This window comes from Glycomyces sp. NPDC046736, from assembly GCF_040645615.1.
Classification (GTDB): domain Bacteria; phylum Actinomycetota; class Actinomycetes; order Mycobacteriales; family Micromonosporaceae; genus Glycomyces.
On sequence record NZ_JBEYYO010000016.1, the window covers coordinates 56,549 to 74,615 of the forward strand.

Annotated in this window: 14 protein-coding genes; 11 read left to right on the forward strand and 3 right to left on the reverse strand. The window is 64.9% G+C overall.

Annotation, left to right across the window (positions count from 1 at the left end; genetic code table 11):
* The first annotated feature begins 37 nt into the window (after positions 1–37).
* From tgmA to AB0B28_RS16430, 7 genes are all read left to right on the forward strand, one after another.
* Positions 38–289 carry a putative ATP-grasp-modified RiPP gene (gene tgmA, locus AB0B28_RS16400; RefSeq protein ID WP_360121587.1) on the forward strand — a complete coding sequence of 84 codons (252 nt, stop codon included), beginning with the start codon at positions 38–40 and terminating at the stop codon, positions 287–289.
* Complete coding sequence (gene tgmB / locus AB0B28_RS16405; protein ID WP_360121589.1) at positions 282–1,223, forward strand: ATP-grasp ribosomal peptide maturase; 942 nt, start codon at positions 282–284, stop codon at positions 1,221–1,223. Before tgmA ends, tgmB begins: the two co-directional genes overlap by 8 nt.
* The gene (locus AB0B28_RS16410) at positions 1,210–2,376 is read left to right on the forward strand and encodes a methyltransferase domain-containing protein (protein ID WP_360121591.1); all 1,167 of its coding nucleotides are present in this window, start codon (positions 1,210–1,212) and stop codon (positions 2,374–2,376) included. The genes tgmB and AB0B28_RS16410 overlap by 14 nt, the downstream gene beginning before the upstream one ends.
* Positions 2,377–2,757: 381 nt before the next feature.
* Positions 2,758–6,318: a MobF family relaxase gene (gene mobF, locus AB0B28_RS16415; protein ID WP_360121593.1), complete on the forward strand. Its 3,561-nt coding sequence runs from the start codon at positions 2,758–2,760 to the stop codon at positions 6,316–6,318.
* A 110-nt stretch (positions 6,319–6,428) separates the two neighbouring features.
* Positions 6,429–8,114, forward strand: a complete 1,686-nt coding sequence (locus tag AB0B28_RS16420) for an Eco57I restriction-modification methylase domain-containing protein (protein ID WP_360121595.1) — start codon at positions 6,429–6,431, stop codon at positions 8,112–8,114.
* 28 nt (positions 8,115–8,142) lie between these two features.
* Entirely contained in the window at positions 8,143–8,877 is a 735-nt protein-coding gene (locus AB0B28_RS16425; RefSeq protein WP_360121597.1) for a PaeR7I family type II restriction endonuclease, read from the forward strand.
* A gap of 404 nt (positions 8,878–9,281) precedes the next feature.
* Entirely contained in the window at positions 9,282–9,704 is a 423-nt protein-coding gene (locus AB0B28_RS16430) for a hypothetical protein (protein ID WP_360121599.1), read from the forward strand.
* A gap of 227 nt (positions 9,705–9,931) precedes the next feature.
* Here AB0B28_RS16430 and AB0B28_RS16435 read toward each other — a convergent pair whose 3' ends face one another.
* Together AB0B28_RS16435 and AB0B28_RS16440 are read right to left on the reverse strand one after the other, a co-directional pair.
* Positions 9,932–11,398: a tyrosine-type recombinase/integrase gene (locus tag AB0B28_RS16435; protein WP_360121601.1), complete on the reverse strand. Its 1,467-nt coding sequence runs from the start codon at positions 11,396–11,398 to the stop codon at positions 9,932–9,934.
* Between the two features lie 267 nt (positions 11,399–11,665).
* The gene (locus AB0B28_RS16440) at positions 11,666–11,950 is read right to left on the reverse strand and encodes a hypothetical protein (RefSeq protein ID WP_360121603.1); all 285 of its coding nucleotides are present in this window, start codon (positions 11,948–11,950) and stop codon (positions 11,666–11,668) included.
* A gap of 229 nt (positions 11,951–12,179) precedes the next feature.
* On the opposite strand from AB0B28_RS16440, the gene AB0B28_RS16445 reads away from it, so the two are divergent.
* Together AB0B28_RS16445 and AB0B28_RS16450 are read left to right on the forward strand one after the other, a co-directional pair.
* Complete coding sequence (locus AB0B28_RS16445) at positions 12,180–14,228, forward strand: RNA degradosome polyphosphate kinase (RefSeq protein ID WP_360121605.1); 2,049 nt, start codon at positions 12,180–12,182, stop codon at positions 14,226–14,228.
* Positions 14,228–15,106 (forward strand): NUDIX hydrolase, encoded by an 879-nt coding sequence (locus tag AB0B28_RS16450; protein WP_360121606.1) that lies wholly within the window; start codon positions 14,228–14,230, stop codon positions 15,104–15,106. Before AB0B28_RS16445 ends, AB0B28_RS16450 begins: the two co-directional genes overlap by 1 nt.
* On the opposite strand, the gene AB0B28_RS16455 is transcribed toward AB0B28_RS16450, so the two are convergent.
* Positions 15,097–16,161 carry a hypothetical protein gene (locus AB0B28_RS16455; RefSeq protein WP_360121608.1) on the reverse strand — a complete coding sequence of 355 codons (1,065 nt, stop codon included), beginning with the start codon at positions 16,159–16,161 and terminating at the stop codon, positions 15,097–15,099. The two genes, AB0B28_RS16450 and AB0B28_RS16455, sit on opposite strands and share 10 nt — an antisense overlap.
* Before the next feature lie 128 nt (positions 16,162–16,289).
* Here AB0B28_RS16455 and AB0B28_RS16460 point away from each other — a divergent pair, with 128 nt between their 5' ends.
* Both AB0B28_RS16460 and AB0B28_RS16465 read left to right on the forward strand, forming a co-directional pair.
* A complete protein-coding gene (locus tag AB0B28_RS16460) occupies positions 16,290–17,303 on the forward strand; it encodes an ATP-binding protein (RefSeq protein ID WP_360121610.1) in 1,014 nt (337 codons plus the stop codon).
* Entirely contained in the window at positions 17,300–17,947 is a 648-nt protein-coding gene (locus AB0B28_RS16465; RefSeq protein ID WP_360121612.1) for a response regulator transcription factor, read from the forward strand. The genes AB0B28_RS16460 and AB0B28_RS16465 overlap by 4 nt, the downstream gene beginning before the upstream one ends.
* Positions 17,948–18,067: the final 120 nt, after the last annotated feature.

An 18,067-nucleotide genomic window follows, 5' to 3' on the forward strand; every position in this document is an offset into this window, starting at 1 on the left:
AAGTGAGATCCCCTATCCGACAATCAAGGAGGCAACGATGGACCGCACACCGTGGGGACTTTCCCAGCTCTCGCCGTATGGCACCCCTGAGATGGTGGAAGGGGAACCGGTTCGGGTGGACCCGGTGACGCAGACAGCCGTCTGGTACGACATGGACGGCGGGCTTCTTCCCACGCTCAAACACCGGCCGACGGTGAAGCACAAGCAGACGAGCACTTCCCGTTCGACCGACGGGAGTCGCCCTGGCGACACCTCCAGTGACACCGACACGGATTCCTCGTATGACTAGCTCGGTCTTGGTGGTGACCACGCTCGGTGATACGACCGCGGATTCGGTGATCGAGCAGTTGGGCGCGGCAGGAATGCGCGTGGCCCGATTCGATCTGGCCGACTTTCCCGATCACGTCGATTTTCAGATCGCCGAGACCGGACTCGGGAGCCTGGCGACTCCCACTCGCACGGTGTACTTCAACGACGTGCGGTCCGTGTACTGGAGACGACCAACCCCGGTCGTCTCAGGCCATCCCGACGCGCAAGTGGCGGCGTTCGGTGAGCGCGAGGCGCGTGCCGGGTTCGTCGCTGCGCTGAAGGCGTTGCCGTGTCTCCACGTCAATCACCCGGACTTCGTTCGCCGGGCGGAGAACAAGCTGCTCCAGCTTCAACGCGCCCGACACCTCGGTTTCCGCGTCCCTGCCACGACGGTCACCAACCGTCCCGACCATGCGCGGGCATTCGCCCGTTCGCATGGCTCGGTGGTGTACAAGTCGCTGCGTCCGCCAGAAATCGACCGCGACGGCCAACCGCTCGCGATCTGGACGGGTGCGATCGAGCCCGAGGAGATCACCGACGAAGTTTCCTTGACCGCGCATCAGTTCCAAGCCAAGGTGGACAAGGTCGCCGACATCCGACTCACCGTCGTCGGCGAGGAGCTGTTCGCCGTCCGGATCGACAGCGGCCTCCTCGATTGGCGAGCCGACTACGACCGGCTCGCATACGAGCCGGTAGCGGTGCCCGAGGACATCGAAATCACGGTGCGCGACTACCTTGAAGCGTTCGGCCTCGCCTACGGCTGCTTCGACTTCGCTCTGGACCGGGCAGGCCGGTACTGGTTCTTGGAATGCAACCCGGCCGGACAGTGGGCATGGCTGGAAGACGAGACCGGACTACCGATGGCGAAGACCTTCGCTCGGCTGCTCTCGCGGGGGACGCATGGAACTCGATAAGACCGCCGAACCGTTCCGCCACGACATGGTGGCCGGGCTCATCGCGGACGGCCATATCGTCTCGCCTCAGTGGCGCGCGGCGTTCGCCGCCGTTCCCCGGCATGTGTTCCTGCCGTATTTCTTCAACCTCGACAACGCTGGGATGTGGGAGCCGGTCACGGTCGAAACAGCGGACGAGGCGACTTGGCTGGGGCAGATCTACAGCAACCGGACCTGCGTCACCCAGATCAACGGGGATACGACTCCAGTCGATGTCCAGTCAGCGGTGACAGGAGCGGCGACCTCGTCATCGACCGAACCAGGGCTCATGGCCGACCTGCTCGAAGCGCTCGAACTCGACGATGGCATGTCCGTGATCGAGATCGGAACCGGCACCGGATACAACGCCGCGCTGTTGTGCGAACGTCTCGGCGCGGACAACGTCACTTCGATCGAGATCGACCCGAACGTCTCCGAACAGGCCGCTTCACGGTTGCGGAAGACCGGCTACTCGCCGCGCCTTCTCGTCGGCGACGGCGCGAACACCGATGGACTGAAAGCCGATCGACTCATCGCCACCTGCTCGTTTCCGACAGTGCCAGACGCGTGGCTCGATTTGGTCAAGCCCGGCGGCATCATCATCACCACGATCTACACCCGCCCGCTCGGCATGTCGATCCTCAAGTTGAGGGTCGGGGACGGACGGGCCAACGGAGCGTTCATCGTCCCCGGTTCAGGATTCATGGAGACCCGACAGCAGCCCCGGCGAGGCCCGGTCCGATTCCCGGCACCAGAGGAAATCAAAGCCGCAGCGGCACGGCCAAGCGGTTGGACGCCAGCCGACTTGGAGGACTTCGTCATCGGGTTCCTCGCCGGATGGGTGCTCGGAGACGCCTCTTACTACCTGGCTGACGATGAGACACCGACCATGATCATCGACCACGCCTCCGACTCCTGGGTGGCCTTCGAGATCGAGGGCGAGCAGTCACTTGTCCGTGAGGGCGGGAAGCGCCGCGTCTGGCAGGCCGTCGAGCAGATCCTCACCGCGTGGCAACGCAACGGCGACCGAGACCTCAGCGGATTCCGGTACGAGATTGTCGGCGGTCAGGGCGGCCACGACGCGATCAGCTCGCCTGGCATCGGCGTCAAATGGCAGCGTTTCAGGAGTGAATGAAAATGCGTGAGCGGGACCAGCGGTGGGGCTGGTCCCGCTCGCTCAGCCGCCCGATGTTAAAGGCACTAGGTCAACGCTCAACGTCCGGAGAACAAGTCACTTGAAGCCTGGATGTCAGATGAACTAGTACCGCCAATGACTAACCAGTACTCGTCAATAGAGTTCAGCACATTTGAATACCCATCAACAGACAATGACAGGTAGATTAGACTATCTACCAGCAAGAATATCACTTCAGAGACCCAACGAGAAAAACGGCAGACACATCTTGCACTCCGCTGGAGTGCGGGCTATGGTTGCTCTCCCCTATCGCTTCCCAGCGATTCGAGTGCCATTTCCTGTCGTCTTTTCCCTCTGGTTTGGTGGTGTGCGCTGCTTTCGTTGAAGAAGATCTTCGCGGGTTCGGGTTATCTGTATCTGACGGAGTCGGTCGCCGCGGGCGATACGCCGCGAGTGTTCGCGACGGAGGCGGACGCGGTCGCCTATTACAACGCGCGCGGGAATCCGCCCGGTGTCTGGCTCGGGTCCGGGCTCGACGGCCTGGACCTGAAACCTGGTGACCGGGTGGTTGAGGAGCAGATGCGGTTCCTGTTCGGGGAGGGCATGCACCCGGACGCGCGGCGGATCATGGACGACTACACCGCCGCGAATCTTCACCGGGTGAAGAAGCCCGGTGACGAGGTGCGGATCGCCGAGGAGGCCGTGCGGGCGGCGCGGCTGGGTCGGGCGTTTCCGAAGTACGAGCAGGGGACGCTGGATTACACCGAGCGGTTCAACCGGCAGGTCGACAAGATTTTGATCGAGCAGGGTCGGGAGCCGACGCAAGCGGAGTTGCGCGAGGCGCGGAAGGTCGCGGCGCAGCAGTCGCGTCAGGCGGTGGCCGGGTATGACCTGGTGTTCGCGCCGGTCAAGTCGGCGTCGATGCTGTGGGCGCTACACAACTCACAGCACGTTCGCGCCCAAGTGAAATGGGCGCACGACGCCGCCGTTGCCGAAGCGCTGACGTACCTGGAGGAGCATGCGGCGTTCACGCGGGTCGGGGCCGGCGGTCCGGCGCAAGTCGACACCCGCGGGCTCGTGGCGGTCTCCTTCGACCACTTCGATGACCGCAACGGCGAACCCCACCTCCACACCCACCTCGCGGTCGCGAATCGGGTCCAGGCCGCCGGGGATGGGAAGTGGCGAACGATCGACGGGCGCCCGCTGCACTTCATCACCGTGACCGCCGGGGCAGTTTATGACTCGGCGTTCCGCGCCGAACTGACCAAACGCCTCGGCGTCGCCTGGCAGATGCGCACCGACACGGGGGCGAGCAAGGAGCCGGTGTGGGAGGTCGCCGGGGTCAAGGACGAGTGGATCAAATCCTTCGCCAGCCGCCGCGCGGGCATCGTGGAGCGCTACAACGAACTCACAGCCGATTACCGGGCCGCACATGGGCGGAGCCCGGACAAGGCCACCGAGCGGCAGTTGGCGCGCACGGCGAACCTCGACACTCGCAACACCAAAGGCCACGCCCGCTCATTGCAGGATCTCAACGAGGAGTGGCGGTCGCAGTTCACCGACCGGTTCGGCACCGACGCCCTCACCGGTTTCCAGAGGGTCACCGTCGGCGGTAACCGGCTCGGTTCCGGGTCTGCGGGTCAGCTCGACATTGGCGCTCTCGCGGATGAGGTGACGGCGCGTGTGTCGGAGTACCGGGCGACGTGGAACCGGTGGAACGTCGAAGCCGCCACCCACCGGACCCTCGCCGAGCACGGCGTCACCCTCACCGACCACGCCCAACGCGCCGCCCTGGTCGAAAGGATCACCGACACCGCATTGGGCGCGAGCATCAGCCTCGAAGCCCCGGCCATCGTGCCCGAACCGACCGTACTGCGTCGCAAGGACGGCGTCTCGGTGTTCAAGGCGCACGGCGCGGCCCGCTACACCTCCGAAGCGATCATGAACGCGGAAGCGAACCTCATCGAATCCGCGACCGTCCCTGGCATCATCACCGCCACCAGCCCCGAGAAAGTCTCGGCAGCAGTGACCGAGTTCGAGCAGGGCGCAGGCCGTGTCCTCGATGCCAGTCAGCGGCGGCTCGTCGAATCGTTCGCCGCCGACTCGCGCCAGACGGTGGCGGGAATCGGTCCGGCCGGGGCCGGGAAGACCACCGCCATGCGCGCCCTCGCCCACGTCCTCGACACCGACGATCGCCGCCTGGTCCCCCTCGCGTCCTCCGGGGCCGCCGCTGCGGTCCTCGGAGCGGAACTCGACCGGCCCGCCGAGAACATCCACAAGTTTGTCTTTGAGCACACCAAAGGCAAATGGGCGCAACAGCTCGCGGTGGGCGCGTCTGTGCCGCCCATGTTCGAGGAGTTCCGGCTCCGCCCTGGGGATATGCTGTTGGTCGATGAAGCCGGCATGGCCGGGACCTTGAACCTCGACCGGTTGCGCGACATCGCCGACCAGCACGGGGCCGCACTGCGGCTGCTCGGCGACCACTACCAGTTCTCCGCCGTCGAGTCCGGAGGCGCGCTGCGCTTGTTGGCATCCGAGACACCCACCGTGGTCCTCGAAGAGATCCACCGCTTCCACGACCCGAGCGAAGCCGCCGCATCACTCCAACTGCGCGAGGGCGACAACACCGCCGTCGACTTCTACGCGGGCAACGGCCGCCTCCACGCCGGGAGCATCGAGGAACTGCGGGAGCGGGTCTACCATGCCTGGCTGGCCGACACGAGCGAGGGCAAGACCGCGCTCATGATCGCCGGGACCAACAAAGAAGTCACGGCCCTCTCAGCGCGGGCGCGAGCCGACCTCGTCGCGGCCGGGCACGTCGCCGCCGATGGCGTCACGCTCCACGACGGCAACACCGCCGCCGCAGGCGACCGCATCGTCACCCGCACCCCCAGGCGCGACCTCTCCTGCCAGGGCGGCCAGTTCGTCAAAAACGGCGACACCTGGACCGTCGAAACCCACCTAGGCGACGACGCCCTTACCGTCCGCCACACCGAGCACGGCGGACGCCTAGTCCTGCCCGCCGCCTACGTCACCGAGTCCGTCGAGCTCGCCTATGCCGTCACCGGCCACCGGTCCCAAGGCCGCACCGTCGACACCACCCACACCCTCATCGACCCCGAACTGGCCGGACGCGAGAGCGTCTACGTCCCCGCCACGAGAGGCAAAGAAGCCAACCACCTCTACTTCGCCGTGGAAGTCCCGGAGCAGGAAGGGTTCCCACCGGAGGCCGAACAGTCAGTCGCGCAAGCGGCGTTCGTCCGCATCCTCGACCATGACGACACCGAACGCACCGCCACCGAAACCCTCCGCGACAACCTCACCCGATCCGGCACCATCGCCGACCTCGCCGACAAACTCGCCTACACCGAAGAACTCCGTACCACCCGCAACCGCAGCACCGAAACACCACCGGAACTCATCATCGGCCTCGCCCCCTGGATCGAGTTCAACCCCACCGGCACCAACCCGAAACCCGACAGCCTCGCCGGATACACCCGCGCCCTCGTCAACGCCATCGGCGAACGCGCCCACCACCTCGCCCAACAAGCCGTCGCTGACGAGGTCCACTGGCTCGACTACCTCGGACCAGAACCCGAAGACTCGACCGCGAAGACCATGTGGTGGCAAAGAGTCGCGACCGTCTGCGCCGCCACCGAACACACCGGCCACGACCAAAACAACCCCTGGAGCTGGACCCCCAAAACCCCAGAAGAACGCCACATCCTCGACATCGCCGCCACCGCCGCCCACCAAGCCCACGACCTCACCACCGGACGCCGCGCACCCGACCAAATCCCCCACCCGGAGATCGAAGTCCGCCGACAGCAACAAGTTCTGCAGGAACAGCAAGCGCAGGCTTATGACAGCTTCAACCCGGCAGTCCTCCAGACGCCCCTGTCCTCAGGCGTCCAAGGCTCAGCAGCACCACGCCTGAGTTGAGCGGGGACGTATGGCGAGCACTTCGCCTAGACAACGCAAGGCAGCAGCCGCGGCGCGGTGCAGCGGTGGGTACGTTAGGTTTAGACAGTGATCAGGGCTAGGGTGTTTTCGTGAGCCTGTTGCCGCTTGACCTCGACATCAACATCCAAATCGCTGAGTCTCTCCCGAGCATCCCCGGCGAAGCTGTTCAGCATGGAGAGATATTCACTCGCCCCTGGATCGTTGAAATGATCCTTGACTTGGTCAACTACGAGGCCAGTCGGGACCTAGCGTCGTACCGGTTGGTCGAACCAGCATGCGGGCAAGGGGCATTTCTTGGCCCAATAGCTGCCCGAATCAGCTCATCATGCCGACGACACGAACGGCCACTCGCCGATGCGCAAGACGCCGTGATGGCATTCGACCTACTTCCCGACAACGTTGACGCTAGTCGCCGTACAGTGACAGAAATCCTCAAGGCGGACGGTTGGAACTCGACCGAAGCAGACACTCTCGCCACCGCTTGGATACGCCAGGGTGACTACCTGCTCCAAGAGCATCCTGCCACCATTGACTTTGTCGTAGGCAACCCACCGTATATCCGTATAGAAGACGTTCCGCGCGAACGAACAGCCGTCTATCGCACCTTGTGGTCAACCATGACCGGTCGCTCCGACATTTATGTCGGATTCTTCGAAGCCGCGCTACGATCCTTGCGGTCCGGTGGTTTTCTGGGATTTATCTGCGCAGATCGGTGGATGCGCAACCAGTACGGGCAGTCACTCCGGCACCTCATCGGAAGCAAGTTCGCGATGGAGACCACCATCTCAATGCATGATGTCGACGCCTTCGAAGAACCCGTCGCTGCTTACCCGGCAATCACTGTGATCCGCAGTGGCAAGCAAGGTGACGCCGCAGTGGTTGAGGCGACCAAAGACTTCAATCAGGTTAGTGCCGCCGAGCTCGTCAAGTGGATCGCATCTGAGTCGCCCCAACAAACGCAGCACAGAGATTTCGAAGCAGCCAGGCTCGGGCACTGGTTCAGCGGCACCGACTTCTGGCCAACAGGCTCTCCAGCCCGTATCGCCGTACTCGATAAGCTTGCCCAACGATTTCCCACCCTGGATGACCCCCGGATCGGCGCACGAATCGGAATCGGTGTTGCCACAGGGGCCGACAAAATCTTCATTACCAACGATCCCAACCTAGTTGAGGCTGACCGGCTGCTCCCGCTGTCGATGGTTCGCGATGTCACCACTGGAAATCTCGATTGGTCTGGTCACTACCTTGTCAACCCGTGGGATGAGCATGGCAACCTAGTTGAGCTGCATCAATACCCTCGACTAGAAAGATACTTCAACGACCACCGGCAGGTGCTGGCTAACCGCTACATCGCTCGGAAGAACCCCGACCGCTGGTTTAAAACCATCGACAAGGTCAATCACAACCTTGCCGGTGTCCCAAAGCTTCTGTTCCCCGACATGAAGCTCTCAAGTCATCCCGTACTCGATCACGGCGGGCTTTACCCACATCACAACCTGTACTTCGTCATTGCGGACGCCTGGGATCTCAACGTGCTCGGTGGAATCCTCTTGTCAAGGGTGGCAGAGGCTTTCGTATCAGCATATGCTGTGAGAATGCGTGGGAAAACACTGCGATTTCAGGCTCAGTACCTTCGACGCATCCGAATCCCCGAACCACAGTCCATCCCGCAGTCAGTCTGCGATCAGCTTGCCGACGCGTTCCGCAACCGCGACACCGATGCCGCCACCAAGGCAGCCTTGGATGCCTACCAGCTAGATGCTTGGCCAGACTAGAGACCTTCAACCAGGACAGGAGCAGCGAGTGGCGGTTACCTACGACGACTTCGTCGCAGCAGTCAAGGCCTACTGGGATATCAAGGACACCCAGTTCCGTGAGTCTGCCATTGCCAAGGCAGTTGGGCAAGGCACGGCAGGATCGGTCCGCGGTGGTAAGCACTTCGACTCGATCGCCATCCTGATCGCGAAGTTCTTTGTTGACGCCGGGTACCCGAAGGACTCGATCCGAGTCTCAGGTCGTGCCACACTCGCACTGCCTGGTTACTACCGTCCTCAGAAGCAATGGGACCTAGTCGTCGCCTACGAAGGCACTCTCGTCGCCGCCTTCGAACTCAAAGCTTTGGGCGGCCCCTCCTTCGGCAACAACTACAACAACCGCGTCGAAGAGGCACTAGGTAGTGCAGTGGACCTTCGACGAGCCGAGCTGGCTGACACCTATACAGGCGAAAAACCCTGGCTGGGCTACTTTTTCATCATGCAAGACCACCCAAAGTCGCGGTCCCAAGTCCGCATCGAGCCTGGCAGTGCATTCAACGTCGACGCCGTATGGTTGGAACACTCCTCCTATCAGGACCGATTCGCCGTATTTTGCAAACGCCTCATAGACGAAGGACTCTACGATTCTGTCTGCTATGTGACATCCTCACCAGAAATGCCAACACCGGTCGAACCATCCGAATCGCTTGACTGGGCCCATTTCTCCGCCGGCATCAAGGCTCGTCTTACTTATTTGCACGAATTGGGAATTCCTCACCAGTAATACAAATCTTTCAGATTGCCATGAATGGACTGTTGGCCTGTATCTTGAGCAGTCTACGTACCATTATACTGATCGAATTATTCACTCTCACACAGCGACGGTAACTCAATAGACGATGCAATCGTTATTGAAACGACACCACCTCGCATCTCATCAATATCGACTCAGTGAGAATTACCATCTGCCATCAACGCTGGAACCTCATACTCGAGTCGGGACCATGACGACACACAACTCGAGCGCGATGGCACACGACTCGAGTGCACTGTTACTACATCGGCATCTCGAGTCTGTAGGACCAACATTCATACCAGCATTGTATGAGCTCGAGTGACGCTCGAGGATTCGTCAAAATTGTGCTACCACTTGGAGATTCAGCAACTCCGATCAAGGAAGGCCGTAGCATGACTCAAAGTCCCACCAAAATCCATCTTGACGTCCGAATCAATGGAATCGACTACGTACCAACGGTTCCCAGCCAACAACCGCTCGCACTTCAAATTCCGGGCCCTCAGCGCGCAGGTAAGTCCTCATCCTCTGCCATCGGGCGGCCATCACCGACATTCGAGGAGCTTCTCAGGAAGCAGGTCATCCGTCCGGGTGATCCGCTCTACTGGTACCGCCATGTATCAAGAGATCTATACATAGTCTGGATCACCGATGCATGGACGCTGAAGACGGAAGACGGCGTGGAGTATGCAAGTCCCTCAGCCGCAGCCGAAGGTATGTCCGGTACCAGTGTGAACGGGCTAAAGGCCTGGAGAGACTGTCGGACGGGCAAGTCCCTTAACGATCTTCTGGGTAGGCCTTCCAGCAAGCGTCCCTGAGGCTAGTTCGGTGCACGGGCTGGCCCAACGGGATCTCAATACTGGAACACCAACCGTTGTCAACCTTCAACAAGTCAGATTCCAGTCATCCAAGATGAGCTCTGAACAAGTATTTGGTTGTCGAGTCGACAGGATTCACACCTGAGAGCCTTCATCTTGGAACTCGACGGGAAGGCGAGATGGTTTTGGGGCCAGCGAATCGCTCTGGCCCCAAACCAGCGTTCATGTCATGCAGCGCGTGGGATTTCCTTGCTGACCAGCTTGGTTAGTTCGGCTTGGAGGCGGGACATTTCTGTGAGGATTTTTTCGGCGGTGAGGTGGGTTGCTGCGGTTGTGGCCGCGTTGGGGGCGTCTGGAGGTGGGGTGTGGCTGTTGCTTCGGTTGCGGACCTTGTTGAAGGCTTCCAGGGCGGTTTCGTCGGCGTCGGCCAGCGCGTGTAGGTAGCGCTCGGTGGTGGAGATTCGGGAGTGGCCGAGGCGTTCCTTCACCACTTGGAGGTCCGCGCCCCCACTGAGGAGCCAGGAGGCGTGGGCGTGGCGGAGGAGGTGCATGCGGATGCTGGTCTGGATTCCGGCCTCCTTCAAGGCAGGCTTGATGACCTGTTCGCGGAAGTACTCGCCGGGGAGGTGGCCGTCGGTGTCCCAGCGGCGTTGCTTGCGGGGGTTGTCGAGCCCGGCGGCGCGGCGGAGCGCCCTGTACGCCGCTATGGCGCTCTTGCAGTGGCGGCAGCGGCACTTGCCCGCGTTGTAGCCGGAGGCGGTGCCGTGGCGGTAGGTGCGGCCTTCTCCGTTGGGCTTGGTCCAGCCGAGGTCGGCTGGTTCCGGTGGCTTCGCGGCGGGGCGTTGGGGGTCGTAGCGGAAGAGGAGGTCTTCCGGCGCGAGGGCGCGGGTCTTCACCCAGCGTTCGACCTTGTGAACTACCGCGGGTTCGACCTTGAAGCTGCGGCGTTCGCCGTCCTTCGGGTAGTCCTTGACGTGGAACCGCTCGCCGGTCGGGCTGTGCTTCTTGGGGATGCTCACGACGGAGCGACTTACGGTCAGGAGGTTTCTGGCGAACTCGAAGTCCTTCGGGCGCAGCTCGCTCAGTTCTCCCCAGCGGAGGCCGGTCGATATTGCCACCTCGACCACCAGTTTTGACTGGTCGTCGGGCAGGGCTTCGTGGAATCGGTCGAACTCCTCGGGGGTGACGATGGTCAGGGCCTTGCGCTGGACGGGGCCGATCTTGACGCGGTGGCAGGGGTTGAAGACGATCACCTCATCGTTGAAGGCCGAGGAGAAGACGGCGGAGAGCACCGTCTTCTGCTTGGCGATGGTGCCGTTGCTCAGGCCCTTCGCCTTCAGCTCGGTGATCCATGCCCGGATGTCGTCGGGGTAGATCTCGGCCATGCGCATGTCGCCGAAGCAGTCGAGGATGTGGGCTTCGAGGGCGTAGATGTAGTTGGTCATGGTCGTCAGCTCGACGTTGTGGTTGGGCAGGAAGGTCTGCTCGACGTAGTCGCGGAAGCGCTGGCGTCCCTTGACGAGGTGGCGGGAGCGCCCTTCGGATACCTTCGTCTCGGCGGCGTGCCAGGCGCGGTTGGCCTCCTTCTTCGTGTTGTAGGTGCCCGCCGACCGCTTCTTGCCGAGGTGGTCGTTGTAGTAGGCGGTGTATCGGGGGTTGCCGTCACGGTCGAGGCGTTTCCGGGTGTGACCCATGTACGGGGTTCCTGTTCTGTTCTGGCGCTCATTTGACGCTGGGATGAGGCGTGACGGACAGGCATCCAGTGGTTCTAGATGGCATGCAGATTTCCGCATATATCCAGCGTGAACAGGAACAATAACCGGACGAGTGGGCCGTGACCAGCAACTTGCAAATACGACAGATTTTCGCTGTCAAGGTGGAGGTCGCGGGTTCAAATCCCGTCGGGACCGCAGATAGGAAAAGCCCGCTGGTTCGCCAGCGGGCTTTTCGCTTGCCTCTGTTCAGTATTCGTCCAGCGCGCCCGGCTCGTCGGGGATCGGGTCGTCGGCGTCGAGGGGCCGCGGTTCGGCGGACTCGTCGGGGATCTCGGCCGCGAGCTCGTCCTCCAGTGAGGCGCCGCGGCGCTCCTCGGCGGGGGTCATGCCGTAGCGGTCGGCCTCGGCGTAGTCGCGGGCGTCGAGGATGTCCTCCTCCAGCGACTCGTCGGTCGCGCCCTCGTCGTCGTCATCGACGAACCCGAAGGTCTCCTGTTCACTGGCGTCGTACGGCTGGTTCTGGTCGGCCATCGCTCCCCCTTCGCAAAGACCAGTGTCTACCCCGCGGGCGGGTCCGGCATGCGTACGCCCAGATCGGCCCCGACACCTGGACGTCACCTTCGCGGCCGGCCCCGCACGCGCCGCGGCCTGGAGGCGCTCCAGGTGCTCCACTGTGGCGACCGGCTGTGATCCCGCTATCGCGAGCGGATTTCAGGACGCGTTCACCGCGGGTTCATTTTCTTCGTTAACCTTGTGATGTATGACGAATAGTGACCCGGTTCCCCTCTCCGACACCGGTTTGCCGCTCGACCGGTACCTGGATCGGGAGGAGAGCTGGCTGCGGTTCAACGGGCGGGTCCTGCGCCTCGCGCAGACGCCCGGGCTGCCCCTGCTCGAACGGGTCCGGTTCCTCTCGATCTTCTCGAACAACCTCGACGAGTTCTTCATGGTCCGCGTCGCCGGGCTCATGCGCCGCCTCGCGACCGGCCTGCCGGTGCGCACTTCCTCCGGGCGCACGCCCCACGCGCTCCTGGCCCGCATCGCCCGCCTCGCCCACCAGCTGAGCATCGAGCACGCCGAGTACTTCCGCGACGAGATCACCCCGCTCCTCGCCGAGGAGGACATCGCGATCGTGCGCTGGGCCGACCTCGAAGAACCCGAGCGGGCCCGCATGCACGAGCTGTTCCGCACCCGGATCTACCCGGTGCTCACCCCGCTCGTGGTCGACCCCGCGCACCCCTTCCCCTACATCTCCGGCAAGTCCCTCAACCTCGCCGTCCAAGTCAGGGACCCCCGCACCGGCGCCACCCGCTTCGCCCGCGTCAAGGTCCCCCCGCTGCTCCCCCGCTTCATGGCCGTCGCCCCCGGCCGGTTCACGCCCCTCGAAGACGTGATCGCCGCGCACCTCGAACACCTCTTCCCCGGCATGGACGTGCTCGCCCACCACTCGTTCCGCGTGACCCGAAACCAAGACCTCGAAATCGACGAGGACATCACCGAGAACCTGCTCCAGACCCTCGAGAGGGAACTCCTGCGCCGCCGCTTCGGGCCCGTGGTGCGCCTTGAAGTCGAGGACACCATCGACCCGCGCGTCCTCGACCGGCTCACCGCCGAACTCGGCATCGACGACGAGGTCGTCTACCGCCTGCCCGGCCCGCTCGACCTCGCCGGGCTCGACGCGATCGCCGACCTCGACCGCACCGAGCTCAAATACCCCCGCTTCCGGCCCTCCGAGGCGGTCCTGCCGCCCGACTCCGACCTGTTCGCGACCATGCGCGAGCGGGACGTCCTGGTCCACCACCCCTACGACTCGTTCACCACCTCGGTCGAGCGGCTCATCGAGGAGGCCGCCGCCGACCCGAAGGTCCTGGCGATCAAGCAGACCCTCTACCGCACCAGCGGCAAGTCTCCGATCGTGGACGCGCTCATCAGCGCCGCCGACGCCGGCAAGCAGGTCGTGGTCGTGGTCGAGATCAAGGCCCGCTTCGACGAGCAGGCCAACATCGACTGGGCGCAGAAGCTCGAACAGGCCGGCTGCCACGTCATGTACGGCATCGTGGGCCTCAAGACCCACTGCAAGCTCGCTCTGGTGGTCCGCCAGGAATCCGACGGGACCCTGCTGCGCTACAGCCACGTCGGCACCGGGAACTACCACCCCACCACCGCGCGCCTCTACGAGGACTTCGGGCTCCTCACCACCGACCCCGAGATCGGCGAAGAGGTCAACGCGGTCTTCAACCACCTCACCGGCTACTCCAGGCATGAGCGGTACCGCCGTCTCCTGGTCGCCCCGCATTCGCTGCGGCCCGGCCTGATCGAGCGGATCGACCGCGAGATCGAGAACCACCGCATGGGCCTGCCCGCGAGGCTGCGCTTCAAATGCAACTCGCTCACCGACGAGGGCATCATCGACGCGCTGTACCGCGCCTCCCGCGCCGGCGTCCCGGTCGACCTGTTCATCCGCGGGATCTGCGCGCTGCGCCCCGGCGTGCCCGGGCTGTCCGAGACCATCCGCGTGCGCAGCGTCCTGGGGCGCTTCCTCGAACACTCCAGGGTGTACGTGTTCGAGAACGGCGGCGACCCGGAAGTATGGTTGGGCAGCGCGGACCTCATGCACCGCAACCTCGACCGCCGCGTCGAAGTCCTGGTGCGAGTCGACGGGGACGCCCACCGCGCGCAGCTCACCTCGCTGCTCGACCGCGGTCTGGACACCGACATCAGGACCTGGAGCCTGGGCCCTTTGGGCCTGTGGACCCGCCAGAGAGGCGGAGGCGACCTCCAGGAACAACTCATGCAGGAGCACCGTTGATGCAACCCGAGATCTTCGCCGCCGGCGCCGTGCTGTGGCGCCCGGGCGCGGAGGGGCCCGAACTGGCCCTCATCCACCGCCCGAAGTACGGCGACTGGACCTTCCCCAAGGGCAAGCTCAAACGCGGTGAACACCTCCTCGCCGCGGCCCAACGTGAGGTCTTCGAGGAGACCGGCATCCGGCCCGTGCTCGGCCGCCCCCTCGCCCCCTCCTTCTACGACAAGGAAGGCAAGCTCAAACGAGTCGACTACTGGTGCGCCACACCGGCGGCAGGCGCAGCCGTAGGAGAAGCCGTCGACCCCCGCGAAGTCGACGACCTCGAATGGGTGCCCCTCGACCGCGTAGCCGAACGCCTCACCTACGAACGGGACCAACCGGTCCTGGCCGACTTCGAACGCGAAGCCGCCCGAGCCACCGTGCCCCTGGTGTTCATGCGCCACGCCATCGCCACCTCCAAAGCCGACTGGTTCGACCAGGACGAACTGCGCCCCTTGAACCAACGAGGCCGGGAACGAGCCCAGCAGCTCGAAATCCTGCTCTCGGCCTACCCGGCGGGCAAGGCCTACAGCTCCACCAGCGCCCGCTGCCTGGAGACCCTCCTGCCCTACTGCGCCGCCGAAGGCGTGGCGGTGACCGGCCTGCCCGAATTCACGCTCGGCACCGGCAAACCCGCTGAGGCCTCCGCCCGGCTCGACGAGATCATCGACGCGGGTGAGGCGGCCGTGATCTGCGGCCACGGCGAGACCATCGACGAGATGATCGCCTACACCAGCGGCCGCCTCGGCACCCCTGTGCCCTTCGGCCCCTTGGAGAAAGGCTCGTTCGTCGTCTTCCACACCTTCGAAGGCCGCCTCGTGGCCTGCGAACTTCACGACTGAGGCGCGCATTCCAGACCACCTCGATCCTCGGCGCGCGCCGGTGCCTCCGCGGCGAGCCGCCGCTGCCGGTAGGCCAGCGCCGCCACGATGAGCGCCGCGCCCCACACCGTGAACAGCACCTCCGGGAGGTTCAACGGCCACGTGTCCGGGGCGACCCCCTCGACGGCGACGATCCTGACGTACATCATCCCGGCCGAAGCCACCAGAGCGCCCACGATCACCGCGGGGACCACGGCGAGCATCGGCGGCACCCGCCGCCCGCGCAGGCCGATCATCCAGCGCGGGAACACTTCGCCCCAGCGCTGCACCAGACCCATGGTGAGCACCGCGCCGACCAGGCCGAGGGTGGCCAGCGCGGCCCCGGCGAACCACAGCCCGTCCTCCTGGCCCTCCCGGTACATGTCCGGGTCGATGCCGAGGCTGAAACCGAGCGCCCACGCCCACCTGGTGGCGCAGTACAGCACCGGCATGGCGACGGCGGTCCAGGTGGCGGCCTTGCCCCAGCGTTGCAGCGCTTCGCTGTGGGTGCTGCCGCCCGCGAGGCGGGCCCGGTACCCGGCGGTGGTGACGGCCCAGGCGATCCCCGCCAGCAGCAGCATGAGCAGGTGCAGGCGCGGCGTGAGGTACAGGTCCCCCCAACCCGCGCCCTCGGGCCACCCGAACAGCGGTTTGCTGACCGCGAGCACGGGCGTGTAGGCGACCACGATGAGGGTGCGGTAGTCCTGGACGAGGATGCCCAGACCCACCGCGAACACCAAGCCCACTCCGGTGAGCAAAGGTTTCTGCCCCGGACGGTTCGCGTTGCGGGCCATGAGGAACGCCGCGGCCGCGCCGAGGAGCCCGAACAGGGCGATGATCCACCCGGCGACCTCGGGCGTGGCCCGGCCCAGGAGCGAGACCCTGAAGGCGATCTCGGGTTCGGCCATGAGCTCGGGGTCCCCGACCCCGAACGGGAACCCCGCGCCGCCGAGGGCCCACCAGGCCCCGAGCGCGCCGTAGGCGAGCGACCAGAGGCCGGTCGCGTATCCGATCCATTGCGTGCGTTGCTGTGTCATGCCCCAATCCTCGATCGCGGAGGGGTTCGGTCAAAGGTGCGAATCGGCACTGAAGGCCCGGTCAAGAGCGCCGAAGGGTGCCGATCGGCACCCTTCGGGTGGGGCGGTGACCTGCCTATGCTTGCGCGGTGACTGGTGCATTCGGGCGAGGCCTGCGGCGGGCGGGGGTGAAGGCGATCCCCGTGGCGTCGATGGCGCTCGCGGTGGCGTCGATCGCGTTCTCGGCGGTGTACGAGTGGGACGGCAGCGAGGGCTGGTGGATGCTGGCCGAACCGGCGGCGTTCACGGCGCTGGGGTTCTTGTCGACGCGGTGGTCGTCGCCGCGGTTGGCGGCGGCGGCGACATTCGTGTTGGCGGTGGGGGCGGCGCTGGCGCTGCTGCGGTACGTGTCGGGGGACGGCTGGCTGGCGGTGGTGGAGGGCAGCACGTGGGCGGTGGGCCCGATCCTGGCGGCGACGGCGGCGGTGTTCTTGCGGCGCTTGGAGGCAGAGCATGTGGGGGCGGTGGAGGCGGCGAGAAGAAGGCAGCGGCTCGATCTGGCGTCGGATCTGCACGATTTCGTGGCGCACGACGTGAGCGAGATCGTGGCGCGGGCGCAGGCGGGGAGGATGGTGCTGGCGGGCGGGGACGAGCGGGTCGAGGCGTTGCTGGCGAGGATCGAGGAAGCGGGGCTGAGGGCGCTGGGGTCGATGGACCAGGCGGTGCACATGCTCCGCGACGAGGCCGAGCAGAGATTGCGGCCGGTGGGCGGGCTGGCCGACCTGGACGAGTTGGTGGAACGGTTCGGTTCGGCGGGCAGGGCGTCGATCACGTTGGAACGCAACCTGGTCGATGAGGTCGGCCGCGAGGTGGGGGCGGTGGCGCACCGGGTGGTGGCGGAGGCGCTGACGAACGTGAGGCGGCACGCGCCGGAGGCGACAGAGGTCAGGGTCGAAGTCGAGGCGGCTGACGAGCTGCTGCGGGTCTCGGTGTTCGACAACGGGTCCGGCGCCGCGAAGAGCGCGCGCGATGGCGGCGGCTCGGGTCTGGCCGGGCTCGCTGAGCGGGCCGAAAGCCTGGGGGGCGCATTGGAAGCGGGCCCGCGCGAGGGCGGCTGGCGCACCGAGGTGCGCCTGCCGTTGAAAGCCGAGGTCAAGTCGTGATCCGGGTGCTCATAGCCGACGACCAGGCGGGCATCCGGGAGGCGTTCCGGATGGTCTTGGACGCGCAACCGGACATGACGGTGGTGGCGGAAGCGCCGGACGGTCAACGCGCGCTGGACAGCGCGAGGCTGCTGCGCCCGGATGTAGTGCTCACCGATATCCGAATGCCGGGCATGGACGGACTGGAACTCACCAGGCGGCTGGCGAAACCCGAGGAGGGGGAGGCGACGCGGGTGGTGGTGCTGACGACGTTCGACCTGGACGAATACGTGTACACCGCACTGCGGGACGGCGCCTGCGGCTACCTGCTGAAGCGCTCGGGCCCGACATTGGTGATCGAGGCGATCCGAGCGGCGATGGCCGGGGACACGCTCATCTCACCGCAGCTGACGGTGCGACTGCTGCGAAGGATGCTCCCGGCAAAGCCCGAAGGCACCCAACCGGAGACGCCACTGACGGGCCGGGAGGTGGAGGTGGTGCGATTGGTGGCGCAGGGCCGCACGAACGCCGAGATCGGCGAGGCACTGTTCATCAGCGCTGGCACGGTCAAGAACCACCTCGCAGTGGTGCAACGAAAGCTGAACGCGGCCAACCGGGTTGGAGTGGCGGCTTGGGCCTGGTCCTCGGGGTTGGCGCGGCCTTAGCGGGGCATGTGCCGTTTCCGGTGGTCGTGGGTTGCGGTTAGGGATGGCAGCGACGACGAGGCAGCGGGCCGCTCGGGGTTGGTTGGCGGGTTCGGGTGTGTGGTGGGTGAAGGTCAAAGG